At 28.7% G+C, this 771-nt stretch carries 2 pseudogenes; both read right to left on the bottom strand.

The window, feature by feature from the left end:
• Window positions 1-504: pseudogene (locus MUB24_RS23085) on the bottom strand (hypothetical protein); the annotation flags it as partial.
• Window positions 505-516: 12 nt separating this feature from the next.
• Window positions 517-771, bottom strand: a pseudogene (locus MUB24_RS23080) (hypothetical protein); the annotation flags it as partial.

Raw genomic sequence — 771 nt, 5'->3', positions numbered from 1 at the left:
ATTAATGAGTAAAAATAATCTCATATCATCTTTATTTTCGTTATTATATGGAATGATTATGTCTTCGTTATTTTTTCTCTTTATAGTAATAGCCTCCGGTTGTTTCCCTGAAAGAGGATAAATATTTCCGTCAATATCAAAGACTATAACTTCTTGGATAATATCTTCTGGAACTTGACCAAGCTTAATGTATTTTGTTTTTGAGATACGATATGCTTTATCACCGTCCTTATTTAATAACTCGACATCTCCAAATTGCCCTTCCTTTGACTTATTTTTCTCATTGCGAAGTTTTAAATTGTTATTATCAACATCTTTTTTAGCGTAACCCTTTATATTATTTTTAATTTCTTCACGACTAATTAATATTTTACTAGCATTCATATGATCTGCTATATGATATTTCTTATCTTTGTTAATTAAAATCACTAAAATATCTGAGTAATCATTCTGCGAATCTAATTCCACAGAAATAGGAATATTAATAGAACTATTATTTGGCATTTCCACATCATATTATTTTTGATACTTGTTATTTACCCGAAAATTAATCAACTCTTTATTTTTATACACGAAAATACGGAAGTTACGCATAGCGCTATCTTCTTCCCTTTTCTTTAAGGTATCAATTATGTAGTTAAAATCAAAATACCGTTCTTTATTTGGTATTTTATAATAAACTGTTTCTTCTCCATCTATCATTACTTTTTGTTCATAAGAGTCCTTTGCATTAAAGGTCGTCGCTGTATCTGGCACGAACCCTATCTCTTC

It is taken from the genome of Lederbergia sp. NSJ-179, from assembly GCF_022867885.1.
In the GTDB taxonomy this organism is placed as follows: Bacteria; Bacillota; Bacilli; order Bacillales; family Bacillaceae_C; genus Lederbergia.
Note: the sequence above shows the minus strand (reverse complement) of the source record. Positions and strands in the feature narration are given on the sequence as shown.